Annotated in this window: 12 protein-coding genes and 1 pseudogene; all 13 read right to left on the bottom strand. The window is 48.4% G+C overall.

What is annotated here, in order from left to right; genetic code table 11:
• Window positions 1-814 (bottom strand): annotated as a pseudogene (locus Q0614_RS11160) (general glycosylation pathway protein); the annotation flags it as partial.
• Window positions 815-816: 2 nt separating this feature from the next.
• Entirely contained in the window at window positions 817-1,935 is a 1,119-nt protein-coding gene (locus Q0614_RS11155) for a glycosyltransferase (protein ID WP_298788740.1), read from the bottom strand.
• 249 nt (window positions 1,936-2,184) lie between these two features.
• Window positions 2,185-3,228 (bottom strand): glycosyltransferase, encoded by a 1,044-nt coding sequence (locus Q0614_RS11150; protein ID WP_298788739.1) that lies wholly within the window; start codon window positions 3,226-3,228, stop codon window positions 2,185-2,187.
• A complete protein-coding gene (locus tag Q0614_RS11145; protein ID WP_298788737.1) occupies window positions 3,225-4,490 on the bottom strand; it encodes a glycosyltransferase in 1,266 nt (421 codons plus the stop codon). Before Q0614_RS11145 ends, Q0614_RS11150 begins: the two co-directional genes overlap by 4 nt.
• Complete coding sequence (locus Q0614_RS11140) at window positions 4,490-5,569, bottom strand: glycosyltransferase family 4 protein (protein ID WP_298788736.1); 1,080 nt, start codon at window positions 5,567-5,569, stop codon at window positions 4,490-4,492. The genes Q0614_RS11145 and Q0614_RS11140 overlap by 1 nt, the downstream gene beginning before the upstream one ends.
• Before the next feature lies 1 nt (window position 5,570).
• Window positions 5,571-6,632, bottom strand: coding sequence for a polysaccharide pyruvyl transferase family protein (locus tag Q0614_RS11135; RefSeq protein ID WP_298788734.1), 1,062 nt, complete (start codon window positions 6,630-6,632; stop codon window positions 5,571-5,573).
• Window positions 6,629-8,239, bottom strand: a complete 1,611-nt coding sequence (locus tag Q0614_RS11130) for a Coenzyme F420 hydrogenase/dehydrogenase, beta subunit C-terminal domain (RefSeq protein ID WP_298788732.1) — start codon at window positions 8,237-8,239, stop codon at window positions 6,629-6,631. Before Q0614_RS11130 ends, Q0614_RS11135 begins: the two co-directional genes overlap by 4 nt.
• Window positions 8,236-9,774 (bottom strand): oligosaccharide flippase family protein, encoded by a 1,539-nt coding sequence (locus tag Q0614_RS11125; RefSeq protein WP_298788730.1) that lies wholly within the window; start codon window positions 9,772-9,774, stop codon window positions 8,236-8,238. Before Q0614_RS11125 ends, Q0614_RS11130 begins: the two co-directional genes overlap by 4 nt.
• 81 nt (window positions 9,775-9,855) lie before the next feature.
• A complete protein-coding gene (gene galE, locus Q0614_RS11120; RefSeq protein ID WP_298788729.1) occupies window positions 9,856-10,845 on the bottom strand; it encodes a UDP-glucose 4-epimerase GalE in 990 nt (329 codons plus the stop codon).
• A 52-nt stretch (window positions 10,846-10,897) separates the two neighbouring features.
• The gene (locus Q0614_RS11115; RefSeq protein ID WP_298788728.1) at window positions 10,898-11,752 is read right to left on the bottom strand and encodes a DNA ligase; all 855 of its coding nucleotides are present in this window, start codon (window positions 11,750-11,752) and stop codon (window positions 10,898-10,900) included.
• A complete protein-coding gene (locus tag Q0614_RS11110; RefSeq protein WP_298788727.1) occupies window positions 11,742-13,031 on the bottom strand; it encodes a 3'-5' exonuclease in 1,290 nt (429 codons plus the stop codon). Before Q0614_RS11110 ends, Q0614_RS11115 begins: the two co-directional genes overlap by 11 nt.
• Window positions 13,032-13,284: 253 nt before the next feature.
• Window positions 13,285-13,629, bottom strand: a complete 345-nt coding sequence (locus tag Q0614_RS11105) for a hypothetical protein (protein ID WP_298788725.1) — start codon at window positions 13,627-13,629, stop codon at window positions 13,285-13,287.
• Between the two features lie 24 nt (window positions 13,630-13,653).
• On the bottom strand, window positions 13,654-13,877 hold a 224-nt coding region (locus Q0614_RS11100; RefSeq protein ID WP_298788724.1), incomplete at its 5' end, for an SDR family oxidoreductase.

Here is a 13,877-nt window from a genome sequence, read left to right as displayed (position 1 = left end):
CGCGCGCGCCCTCTGCAAAGGCGTAGCCGTCGTTCGTGTTTATCATCAGCTCGCCGTCCCAAAAAAAGTAGTTCGGAAATCCGCTCGCCCAATACACCCACCACATACGAAACGCCACACTAAAGGCAAACGCGAGCAAAATCATCAGCAAAATATGCTTGGAGAACTCATAATTTTTTATAAAGCCGAAAATTCTACGCCTGGCAGGAAGCGCGCCAGCTGCCTGATTTTTAGAATTTTGGGAATTTTCTGCTGTAAAGCTTTTAGAATTATCAGAATTTATGCTGTTTGTAGAATTTAAAGAATTTGCAGAATTCGCGTTTTTAAATTTAGCCAAATTAGCGGCTTTTGCGGAATTTTTATTTGTAGAGTTCGCAACGCCAGCGGAATTTTTATTTGTAGAATTTGCGCCTGTGGAATTTTCAGAATTTACCGAGGTAGAATTTCGTCCGCTTGATTTTTTAGCCTTTTTGGATTTTTTTTGTGCTCGCATTTTTGCAGAAACAGCGCGCGCTTGATCGTCGCTTAAATTTTTAACGCCGGCGTGCGCGGAATTTTTGCTCGCAGAATTTTTTGCATCAAGCGCGGAATTTTTATCGCTCTGAGGCGCGGTATCCTCGCTACCCTTAAGCTCGGCATTTTCGCCGTTAAAATTCTCTCCGCCGCTTGCGGAATACTCTGCGTCAAAATTTCCCTCACTAGCAAAATTTTCGCTTAAGGCAGCTTTGTCGGCACCCATTGATTGCGCGCCTTTTTGATCGTCCGATCCTTCGTCGATCTCTCTGACGCTAAAAGCCTTTTTTTCTTCACCCACGCCTATTTTCCTTCGTCGATTTGTTCTATTTTTGCGATCAGCTCGCTTGCTATCCGTTTTTTATCGAAAAACGAGGCTCTAATTTTAGCCTTTTTCTCATAAAATTTTACATAATTTTCATCATCCAGCGCTTTTTGCATCGCCGCTTGAGTGCTTTCTAGATCGTTCACGCCCACCAGCACGCCCCATTCGCTCTGCCCCATAAGCTCGCGCGCGCCGCTTTGATGATCGCTTGAAATCACGAGCTTGCCGCACGCAAGAGCTTCGATAAGCGCGTTTGAAAACCCCTCAAAAAGGCTTACGAAGACAAACGCATAGCATCTAGCCATATATTTATACGGGTTTGCGTCAAAGCCCAAAAGCTTCACGCGACCGCCTAAGCCCAGCTCCTCTATCAGGGCCTCAAGCTCGGCTCGCAGCACGCCGTCGCCCAAGATCAGCAGGTCTTTGTCGTTATTTTTTAAATTCGCATACGCGCGGATTAAAAGCGCGTGGTTTTTGCCCGCATCGAGCCTGCCGACGCTTAGAAAAAACGGCCGCTGCTGCGCGATAGGCTCGCTAGCTTTGCGGCCGATCTCATCTAGATCGATCGCGTTATACAGCACGCTCATCTTGCGCTCATCAATCCCGAAATTATCCGCCAGATCGCGCAGATTTCCAAGCGAGTTCGGAAAGATAAAATCGGCCTTCGGATAGAGCTTACGCAGCAGAAGCTTTGAAATTTTAGATTTGAAGCTCGGCTCTTTATACAGCACCGACGGCGTCGAGCATTCGTTAAAAATCATCGTTCCGCCCAATCCGTAAACTCGCGCCAGCGCCGCCACGTAACACGGGCGGTTCATCCAAACAAAGTGGATATTGATGCCCAGCCTCTCGCATAGCTTTTTGTATCGCAGCGCCAAAAACGGCAGCTTTGCGAGCTTCAACAGTCCATTTTCAAAAGGGGCTGATTTTTCGATGAAGTGGATCTGCACGTCGCTTGGAATTTCATAAAAAATCCTCTCGTTCATCAGCACCAGATGCACTTCGTAGCGTGCCGTAAGCTCGCCTAAGAGGTTGCTTACGACGCGTTCGGCGCCGCCTCCTGCCATCGAATATATAAAAACGCTTAATTTCTTCATCCCTTTACCTTTTAAATATCGCTGCCGCGCCCTAAATTTAAGCTTTACTCACGCCTTTTTATGCGAGCATACGCCGCACACTCCGTTTAAATTTAGCGTATTTTGCGCTGTTCTAAGCGGCTAAATTTCATCGCGCGATGCGCTTTGTAAATTTAAACGCGCTGCTACGCTTGGGCGCAAGAGCCTATCTTAGCACACCGAAGTTTAAATTTAATCCCTGCGCGCTGCTAGGGCATCGATAAGCGGCTACTATTTGCGTGCGAATCGATCTATCAAGCCCTGCCAAAGCTCGACTATGCGCTCCTGCGAAAAATCGTCTAAATTTTCATTTGCATTTTGCACGAGAGCATCTCGCAGCGCCTCATCACGCATTAAATTTTCAAGCTTTCTCGCAAGCCCATTCGCATCGCCGCATTTAAACAAAATGCCGCTAAAACCGTCCTTTATTAGCTCTTTTGCGCCTGCCGTATCGCTGCTAAGCCGTGCGCAGCCATAAAATGCGGACTCAATCAGCACATTTGAAAGCCCTTCATTAAGCGAGCTTAGCACAAAAATTTTAGCTTCTTTATACAGCTCGCTCACGTCCTGCTTGTGCCCTAAAAATCGCACTTCAAGCCCGAGCCGCGCCACGAGCTCGCGCAAGCTTTCGCGTAGCGAGCCGTCGCCCGCGATTAAAATTTCCCACTTCTCAAGCAGGCTTTTATCGATCCTGCTTAGCGCATCAAAGTAAATTTCATACCCCTTGACGGGCTCGAGCCTGCCGACGCTTAAGATCACATTTCGCTTAGCGCCATTGGTATCGCAAATCTCGCCGAAAAAGGGGTTATGCACGACGAAGCAGTTTTTGACAAATCGCGAATAGTACTCAAAGTCCGAACGCGTAAGCACCGTAAGCGCGTCTGCTTTTTTATAGCACAGATCGCGCACGCGGCTAAAAAACCCGCTTGGCAGATAATCGTGCGCGTTGTGTTCGGTCGCGATGAGTGGAATTTTAAGTCCGAAATTTGCGATCACGCACGCTACGTTCGTCCAGTCCATAAAGCTGATGATGACGCTTGGGCGCTCGCGCTTGAAACACTCGCGCAAAATTCTGTATTTATCGAACCTGCCGCCGTTTTTATAAACATCTAGATGCAAAAATTTTATCTTTTCGCTAAATTTATACCTGCCCTCGTCGTTTTCCAAAATCGCGATCGTAACGTCGTTTGCGCGCGCAAAATGGTTCGCCAAAACCTGAAGCACGCGCTCGGCGCCGCCGTTTCTAAGAGCTGCGATGACGAATAAAATTTTCATTTTAGCTTCCGATAAATTTTATAAAATAGCCGCAAAAGCGCGGGGCTAGCGTAAAACAAGACCATCATCAGCGTCTGCGTGCGGCTTGCATGCGCTGCGAAAAATCCAAAATCCAGCTGCTCGCGCACCAAAGCGTGCAGTGAGCGGATCTGATCCGCAGCTTCTGCAGCGCTTAAAGGAGAGCGGGGATCTGCGATCTTTCTTTGCGACGCGGAATTTTGCTCGGAATTTTGCATATAATTTTGCTTGGCGGAATTTTTAAATGCGGAATTTTTACCGCATGCGCAAGATAAACTACCAGCGTCATGCAAATCTGCCTCGTTTGTCAAACCGCACGTATTAGCCTCGGAAGGAGAAGTTGCATCTCCATCCAAGCCTGCAAGATCAAAGCTCGATTTGATAATTAAAAACGCCGTATTCAGCGCGGACTCGCAGCGAGTAAAATTAGCCTCACGCGCCAAGCTTGGATAATTCGCAGCGATCGCCTCAGTATAGCGGCGCACCGCAGCGATGACCGCAAGATGCCTGCGCGCGAATGAGTTTACGGTCGAGCCCGCCCTTACGCGGTAAAAATATAAAATTTCATCCGTGCACGCCGTAATAGAAGCGTTAAAAATATCAAAAAATATCGCCACATCCTCATAGATCTGCCCCGTAGGAAAGCGCAAAGCAGTGAAAATTTCGCGAGCAAACAGCGCGCGCCAAACCGCGGTGCTAAAATACGGATCCTGCGTGCAGCTGCGTCTAAAAAGCTCTTGCGGCGATATTTTGTATTCGCCTGCGTTGGCATTCGAATTTGCAGCTCCTCCTGGATTACTAATCTCTTTAGAATTTTGATTTTCTTTAGAATTTAAAGCCGCCTTGAAATTATTTATTTCGCTCTCGTCGCTAAATGCTGTGTAGCCGCACATAGCGATTTTGGTGCAAAATTTCTGCGTAAGATGAAAAAGAGTCTCAATCAAATCAAGGCTTATTAAATCATCGCTGTCTACGAAACTGATAAACTCCCCGCGAGCGACATCTAAAGCGGCGTTTCGCGCGCTAGCCTGTCCGCCGTTTAGTCTATGCAGCACGCACACACGGGGATCACGCGTGGCGTATTCGTCGCAAATCGCCTCGCTGCCGTCATTTGAGCCATCATCTACGAGCAAAATTTCTAAATTCGCATAAGTCTGCGCCATGATGCGCTCCATGCAAGCGTGCAGAAATTCTTTGACATTATAAACGGGGATGATGACCGAGATTAGGGGATTTTCGCTCATTATTCCTCCCTGTGTATCGTAGCGGCTATAAAATCCAGCCAGCGTCGTCCGATCGTTTCAATTTTAAAGCTCTCCTCGCGCTTGGAGGCGTTTTGCACGAGCCGCTCGCGCAGCTTTTCGTCACTCATTAGAATTTCAAGCTTTTTAGCGATACTCGCGCTATCTCCCACCGGACACAAAAACCCATCCACGCCGTCGTTTATAAGCTCGCTAGGACCTGCGATGCAATCTGTAGAAATTCTAGCGGTGCCGAAAAATATACTCTCCATCAAAATATTGCAAAAGCCCTCCATCTTGGAGGTTACGACTACGATTTTAGCGCGTTCATATAAGCTTTCGATATCGCGCACAAAGCCGATGAACTGCACATTTAAGCGCAGCTTCGCAGCTAGGCTTTCAAGGCTCTTTCGCTCCTCTCCGTCGCCTGCGATCACCACCTTCCACTCTTTTAAAAGATTGAAATCTATAAGCGCAAGCGCCTTAAGAAGGACATCAAAGCCCTTATAGACATTGAGCCGGCCGGCTGCTAGGATGATATTTTCTTTAGGCGGGCGGGCCTCTTTAGCATGGCTAATCTCAAACATTGGATTAGGCATGATCGCGCGATTTTGCACATATGTGTAATGATCCAGATCGAATTTACTAAGCACACTAAGACCTGCAGCCCTCGGATAAAAGATCCGCTTGAGAGCTCGCCAGATCGGACTTTTTAAAAAACGATGATTGGTGTGCTCGGAGACGATGATTTTCTGCCCAACTCCAAGATTTGCGATAAGCGTAAGGACATTGGTATTATCTAAAAACGAGATTACTACGTCAAATTTACGACTTTTTAGAAGCCTATGCAAGGCTAAAATTTTATCGTAGCGCTTTTTTATATTGCCAAATACTCCTAAATCGCCTACTCCTAAATCCAAGCTAATAAGCTCGATCTTAAGATCTAGCGCGTAAAACGGCTCGTCTGCGTCAAATTTTATCACACAGACTTCATTCTCACGGCAGAAAAAATTTGCCAGCACGCTTAGCACGCGCTCGGCACCGCCCTTGCCTAAAGCAGAAATTACCATAGCTATTTTCATTTTATGAGCCTAAACTTGTTTTTAAAAATTTCATCGAGTCCTCTCTTTTACGGCGCAACGCCTCATTTACGCCATCCCAATCGATAGTAGCGTCCAAGCGCGCGTCTTTGGGATCTTGCAAAGCTCTATCTTCAAGCCCGAACGAGCCCAAAAGCGAGCTAAAGCGCGACGCGCCGCGACTAGCGTTAACGAGCACAAAAAACGGCTTATTAAAGATTATAGAAAATACGCAGCCGTGAAATGAGTCGGTTAGCACAAACTCCGCGCCCGCAATAGCGCTTAGCCACGCTTTTATGCCGATGCGGTTGCCGCGGTCATTCACCTCATCTATCTCTAGGCCGCTTTGTTTCTTTAATAGCTCCATCGCCGCTTCTGAGCGAGGCGATGGATCTAGGATATAGGCAAAGCCCTTGCGCTTTGGCGCATGGCTTAAAAATTTATCGTAAATCTCTTTGTTAGCCAAAAGTGTAGGATCTAGCACCCAGCTCGCATCTACGCCAAAGCATTCGCGTGCAAGCTTTACACCATCACGCTCGCGCACCGAAATAGCTTTAAATTTAGCTAAATTTGCAACGTGAGCTTTTAAATCCGCGGGATTTTTAAGCCCACAGAGCCTATCTCCGCCAAAGCTTGCAGCATAGGCGATCCGCGTGCAGTTAGCCGGCAAAAATCCAAGGCTAAAGCAATCTGCAAAATCCGCAAAATAGCTAGGACGAAAAACCTGATCACTTCCTAAAATCACCGCTTCAAAGCGTTCTTTCTCGCACAGCGCCTTTAAATCCGCAGGCGTGCAAACAGGCGCGGTTGAAGGAATATTTTCCGATACAAACTCGCTAGTATCGCGCTCGTAAGAGGGATTAAATTTCGCGCCGCAAAGCTCCTTTTTAAGCGTGCATACCACTAAAAATTTAATATACGTAATCGATAGTTTACTTCTTTGCAGGCGCAAGTTTATGAGACGTGGCTCATGCCCTAGCCCCACTAGCACGCGGCTTAGCGCGTAAGCTTGTAAAATTCCGCCGTAATTATTTACTAGCGGCAGGGTAAAAATCCCGATCTTCATGCAAACTTCCTATAAATTTTATATGCCGCGATCTTTGGTAGCGCCAAAAGCGCTAGCACTTTATTCGCAGCGGCAATTTTTTTAAGCCTAGCAGCGATGAAATCATCACAATCAAAATGCGTAGCGCTATATCGCTGGATCTGAAGCTTCTGGCGCAAGATGTAACGCCTAAGCGGGTTTTTCGCGCCATAGAAAATTTCGTTTTTGCACTCCACCTGGCTTTGTTGCGAGCGCTGTACCTCTGCTGCGGATATCCGCTCGCAAAAAATCGCCTCGCGTGCCTGCTTCGTAGGCTGCGAAAATAGCGCGTCGATCTGAGCTGCGCGCGTAATTACGAGCGATGTGCCGCGCCACTCGCTCATTTCGCTTTGCAGCCACGCATCCATCAGCACGACGTCGGCGCATTTGGTAAAAACGTCGGTGCAGGCGTTGCACGCAAGAGGCGTAAAAGCGCGCGAACTCCAGTACGCAAAGGCGCTACTACTGCGATCATCTATCGCCTCGCTGCCGTCTATAGCGCGGAATTTAAAGCCAAAGCTCATCGCGCTTTTGCCCGCGATTTTATATCTGTAATTAACCGCCGCGAGCTGCTTACGCTCTTTAAACGCAAGATCTGCCAGCTTATGCGTAAAACCAGCACCCTTGCCCTGTCCGCAAACCAGCCCGATAATAAAGCTTATGCGGGATTTAAGGCGCGGATTTTTACTCGCAGCAAGCCTTAAAGCCTTAGCAAAGCACGGCAGTGCGCTGATCGCGTATCTACCCTCGCGGCGCGACATCTCCTTTAGCACTGCTTCAAGCGTGAGCGGATAGTAAGCGGACGATCGAGCGCGAGTAAGCTCATCGGCATTTTTTATCACACTAAATTTAAATAGCGGCACGGAATTTTCGCCCATAGAATTTCGCGCGTTTTTGGAATTCTCGCAAACAAAATTCTGCACTGATACGGAATTTTTACAAGAAGCTTTAGAATTCTGTGCGGAATTTTCATTTGTAAAATTCTGCGTCAAATTTCCGCAAAAGGAATTTTGCGCACTCGTAAAATTTATAGAATCATCATCCGCCAAATTCTGCGTTAAATTCGGAATTGCGGAATTCTGCTCGGAATTTTTAGTTGCGGAATTTTGCAAATTCTGTGGCTGCGCTAAATTATTGCAGGCAGAAAAATCACGTTTGGAATTTTTGGCTATAAAATCCCCCTCGTCCGCAGGCACAGCGCAAATCGCGTAATCAATGAGCCCGCGCGCAAAAAGCTCGCGAAAAATATAATCTCCCGCGCCGCCGCTTGCACTGCTTAAGCGCTGCGCTTCATCTTTTTTGTAGAATTTGTAAGTGGCTAAAAATCTGCCAAAATCAGGACTAAAGCTTTCCAGCTCTGAGTATGATTTAGAATTTAGCTCATTTTCAAGCGTATCTTTTTCGTAAAACGGGCAGACTTTTAGGCAGATGTCGCATTTGTCGCGGCACCCTTCGCCCTCCTCGGGCGCGTAAAATCCATTGCCTCCAAGCCGCATTTTTAGCACGCTAAAAGGGCAGCTGCTCGCGCAGACGCCGCAGCCGATACAGCGGTCTTTCGTAACCACTTCGCTAATTACATTGAAGCTCAAGCCCGCCTCCTTATCTTAGCTGCAATGCCGCCAAAAATCGCGCGCTCATAGTCGTTCATCGCCCAAAAATACGCGCTTAGCACAAATATAGCCGAATAAAGCCCGCCGCAAATTAGCAAAAAGTTTACTCCATGTAAGCCTAATGCGTAATTTATCGCTAGGCTTACTGCGATTGCGGGAGCAAATTTTACTACCATCGCGCCGATATTTCGCCAAAATTTAGCGATGTCAAGTCCGATTACACGAGCATAGTAGATATTCATCACGCAGATATTTAGCAAGGTGATAGCAAAAGCCGTGCCGCACGCAGCGCCCACGCCACCGTAAGCCTTAGCTAGCGGGATAGAAATAGCGATATTTACGAGCGTGACGCAAAACGCGGCGATTGAGCGAAATTTGACTTTGTTTTTTGCCTGAAGCACGGCTAGGCCTAAATTTTGAATCAACGGCACGCTTACTGGAAGCACCAAAACAAGCGCGATTGTGTATGAAATTTCATAATTTGTGCCAGCCCATAGCACGATAAACTCCCGCCCAAAAATCACCAAAAGCGACGCGATAAAAAATATCACGTAAAATTGCAGCCTGCCTATCTTGATAAATTCCGCGCTAAGCTCGGAATCAGTGGAGTTTGCAGAGACCATTTTGGCGATTTTAGGAAGCATTACGCCGCTAATGGTGAGCGAAAGCGTGACGAAAGTGGCATTTATCGTGCTTGCTACGGCATACGTGGAGACCGCTGTAGCGCCTGCAACAGCGCCTAAGATAAAATTATCGACGTTCCAATTTACTTGATCGACTACGATGCCTAAAAATATAAAAAACGAGTAGCCAAAAATTTGCTTAAGCGTGGAGGCGTCGAAATTTCGCACGCTTATCACGGGCGAGACTTTGCTTTTGCAATAGATGAAATCTGCCGCGACGCAGATTAAATTTACCGCCGTAGCGATGATTACGATCGCGATAGCCTTATATCCCAAAAGTAGCGCAGGCACCGCAGCTAGCGGCAGAGCGATCGTGCGAAAGATCCCAATTAGCTTGATAAATACGAAATTCTCATGCGCCGTAAGGATCGACGAATAGATGCTAAAAGGAAAGCTAATCGCTAAATTTGCAGTTAGTAGCATTAGCATAATGCGAATTTCGCCCATCTCACTAGTACTTAGCTTAGCGCCAAAAATCGCGTGCAGATTGGCTAACAGCGCAGCTCCTGCAAGCACGATCACCGCGCTCATTACCAAATACACGCTAAAAATCGTGCCGTGTAGCTTATGCATGCGCTCCACTTCGCCGCTTGAGGCGTATTTGGCGGTATAGACCGTCACGGCGTTGCCAAAGCCTAAATCCAAAATCGCCAAATAGCCAATAACGCTGCTAGCTAAAGAATACAGCCCAAACTCGCTCTGCCCCAGCGCCCGCAGGAAAAACGGCGTATAAACCAAAGTAAGTATCGTAGAAACAAAGATATTCACATACGATAGCACGACGCCGAGCTTGCGCTGCGCGGCTTCGGGGGCATTTAGAATTTTAAGCAAACAAGGCTTCCTTTTGCTCGCCGCTATTAAACGCGGCGGAGTAAAATTTTAAAATTTCAAATCGCACTTTCACGCTAGAACCTAGAGCTTCTTTTCCCAATTAAGCGCGCTTAGGATGATCTCATCCAGGCTCTCGTGCTCGGGATGCCAAGAGGTTTTGGTGCGAATTTTATCGGCGTTTGAAATGAGGCAGGCAGGATCGCCCGCTCTGCGCGGAGCGATCTGCACTTTAAAATCCACGCCGCTTACTTTTTTAGCTTCATTAACGACCTCTTTTACGCTAAAGCCCGTGCCATATCCTACGTTAAAGACCGCGCTGTCATTACTTTGCAGATAATCAAGCACCGCCAGATGCGCGCTTGCGAGGTCTTCTACGTGGATGTAGTCGCGGATGCAGGTGCCGTCCTTGGTGTCGTAATCATCGCCGAAAATGCTCATCTTATCGCGCTTGCCGACGATCGTTTGGGTCGCTACCTTAATTAGATGCGTCGCGTTCGGGTAGTTTTGCCCGATCGTGCCGTCGCTTGCCGCACCTGCAACGTTGAAATAGCGCAAAATTCCATATTTAAAATTTGGATTTGCCGCCGCCGCGTCTTTTAGCACCCACTCGACCATCAACTTGCTTCTGCCGTACGGATTGATCGGATTTTGCGGAGTTTCTTCGCTTACTTGCGGGATATCCGGCTCGCCGTAGGTCGCCGCAGTGGAGCTAAAGATGAAATCTTTCACGCCGTATTTGTTCGCAAGCGCGATCAAATTCATCGCGTTGGCGGTGTTGTTTAGATAGTATTTTAGCGGATTTTGCGTGCTTTCAAAAACCTCGATAAACGCCGCAAAGTGAATGATCGCGTCAAACTTCTCGCGCTTAAAAAGCTCCTCGATTGCAGGGGTATTTTCTAAGCTCTCTTGCACGAACTCAAACTCGCCTATCTTGCGAAGCGCCTCGATCGCTCGCATCGAGCCCTTGCAAAGATTATCCAGTATGACGACGTCGTGGCGGTTCGCTTCTAAAAGCGCCTTTGCGACGTGGCTACCGATGTATCCCGCGCCGCCTGTGATTAAAATTTTCATCTATTCTCCTTCGGATCAAATTTATCAAAACACGCGATTATAGCCCCTTAGATTAAATCGCTGGTCGCACGCGCAAAAATACGGGGAAGCGCGGCTTTTTCTCGCGGGTTAGGTTTTGGTATTGATAGGTGATGATCGTGCCTACTTTAGGCGGATTTGCCCGCATTTCGTCGCTAAAGCCCGTGCCTACTTTAAATTTCGCTCCGCTACGTAGATCCACGCAGCTAAGCGAGCCCATCTTGCCCTCGTTTTTGCCGTAGCCCGGGTTGATTTTTACGACCTTGCAATCGCTATCGTGCGTCTTTTTGTATTTTAAAATTTTATCGCTGCGCCCGCTTTCATAAAGCGCGTTTGGATCGCGCAGCACGACCCCCTCGCCGCCTGCTGCGATGACGCGATCAAAATACGCCTGCACGTCTGCGTGCGTGCTTACCGGAGTTTGCTGCACGATCAGTAAATTTTGCGCGCCGCTTGAGGCGATAAAATTTCTTAAAATTTCCATCTTCGCGCTTAGATTTTTCTGCTCCTTCGGCAGGTCAAACGCGTAAAATTTTACCCTGCTCCACCGCTCATCGGGCACGCTAGAAGAGACGATCGAGACGAGCTGTTCAAACTCTCCGCGCGCCGTGTATAGCTCGCCGTCGACGAAAAATGGCGGAAAGCCCGCGCTCCAGCCCTCGGGGGCGTTTATGATCTTACCGCGTCTGGAGCGCAGATTACGCCCGTCCCAGATCGCGCGCACGCCGTCTAGCTTCTCACTGATGACCCAGCCTGTAATATTCATGCCGGGGACGTACTCTTTAAGCAGCATCGGTTTAAATTTAGCCTCATCCGCGACCGCGCCGCAGGCCAAAAATAGCGCACCCAAAACCGCGCCTTTTAAAATTTTAAAAATTTCACTTCGCATATGCCGCTAGCTCCCTTTCTATAAAGTCGCAAAAAACGGGCGTATAGCTCATGCCCGCGCACTCTTTTTGCAAAAATTCGCCCATCACCGCGATATAATTCAGATAGTCGTCCTTGGTGATCTTGCCGCGCAAAAGCTCGTATTTTAAAAACAGCCAGTAGGTGTTGAGTACGTCGGATCTGCAGTACTCGTCGATCTTGGCCTGCTCGCCTGCGTAATACAACTGCAGAACCTGATCGCCGTGCACGTCGTATTTGCCCGGCAAGCCCACGCTAGCGCAGATATGATCGAGCTTGAGCCCGCGAACGGCGCCAAAATCGCTGATGTGATCAAGCAGATCCAGATGAAACCGCCCGTCGTAGCGGCTGCGGTAGTTCTCCCATTTGCTCTTGTTGTTATCGCGATCGTTCGTCTCAAAATACGCCGCGGCGCTTAGATCATAGCACATCGCGCGCGCCATAATCATCGGCAGATCGAACCCGCGCCCGTTGAAGCTCACGAGGCGCGGATTAAAATCCTCGATGAAGGCTAGGAATTTTGCGATTTTATCGCGCTCATTCTCGCCATCAAGCGTCGAGACGCGCAAAAATCTGCCGAATCCGTCCGCCATCACGGCGCTAATGCTAACGACGCGGTGGAAGCAGACGGGCAGGAATTCGCTGCCGGTTTTTTCTTTGAAAATCTCCATCGCCCTAAGCGAGAGCAATTTGTGGTTTAAAATTTTGCTTTTATCCGCGTTAAAGATCGGCTGCTCACCGTAAATTTTAAAATTTAGCGCGTTTAACGCGAGATCTTGCGCGGAATTTGAAGCGAGATTTTCGCTCTTTAAGCTTTGGGATGCGGAGCTTTGAGGCGTAGAGCTTTCCGCCGCGAAATTCTGAGGCGCAGGACTTCGGAGAGCGGAATTTTCTATCGCAGTACTCTGTGCTGCGGAGCTTTGAGGCGCGATATCGTCGTAGATTAAATTTAGCGATGCGGAATTTTTGAGCGCCGTATTTTGCGGCGCCAAATTTTGCCCTGTGGAATTCGATGCAGAATTTTGCTCGGAATTTACAATTTTAAAATTCTGCTCCGCCGAATTTACAGCAAAATTTAAAGGCGCACTTTGCTTCTCGCCGCCGATCTTTTGCGAGAGCTGCGCGTCAAGAAGCTTTGCGAAGCTTTTTTTATCGAAAGGCTCAAAGCAGTCCGCGATCGCATCCTCATCCAGCACCCGCACCAGCGCCGCTACGTCTGGGATCGTCTCGCAATCAAATACGCAGATATAATCCTTTTTCATCAAGCTCCTTCCTGGCGGCTTTTACCGCTTTTTTCAAAAACGGCTTTGAAACAATCCTCTATCTTCATGCCGTTTTTAGGTACGCGCCTAATAGAGCTCCTCGCTCATCCGAGGTTCTCGTCGCCGCTTCCAACTTTTAAATTTTGCGCTGCCGCATTTTCGCGGCAAAAGGGGCGTATGCGGAGGCGGGCAAATTTCGCTACCACTCGCCGCGGCGTAATTACCGCGAACAAAAGCGTGCCGGCCGTTAAATTTATCTTTCGATCAAGCGCTTGATACCCGGCAAAAGCTCGCCGGACGCCTCGCAAATCCTACTTCGCAGCACGCTAAAACCGCCGCAGTAATCGCCCAGAAGCTGCAAAATATCGTCTCTGATAGCTTGCGAGCGCTCGGTAAGAAGCAGCTCCTGCAAAAGGGCGAAAATTTCGCTCTCATGCGCCAGCGTGCAGCCGTAGTAGGGATCAAGGTAATAATCTAGACACAACAAAAGCGAGGCTCTCTCGGCCTCGTTATCACCTCGCAAAACGGCGGCGATGCCCTCTATGCCGCTCTCTGCTATGGCTTTGTGCCTAGCTTCGTAATAGACCGTGCGCACCAAATTTAGCCTTTTTTACGTATCTTTTTACTCGACCTTAGCCGCATCCCACGCGAGGATCGTCTTACCTTCGGCATCGGTCGCTACGTCGCCCATACCCATGATGTTGTAGCCGCAGTCGACGTAGTGCACCTCACCGGTCACGCCGCTAGCAAGGTCGCTGAGTAGATACATCGCGCTTTTGCCTACGTCTTGAGTCGTGACGTTGCGTTTTAGCGGGCTATTTACCTCGTTGTAGCGTAAAATCATCC

The organism is uncultured Campylobacter sp., assembly GCF_937997595.1.
In the GTDB taxonomy this organism is placed as follows: Bacteria; Campylobacterota; Campylobacteria; order Campylobacterales; family Campylobacteraceae; genus Campylobacter_B.
Note: the sequence above shows the minus strand (reverse complement) of the source record. Positions and strands in the feature narration are given on the sequence as shown.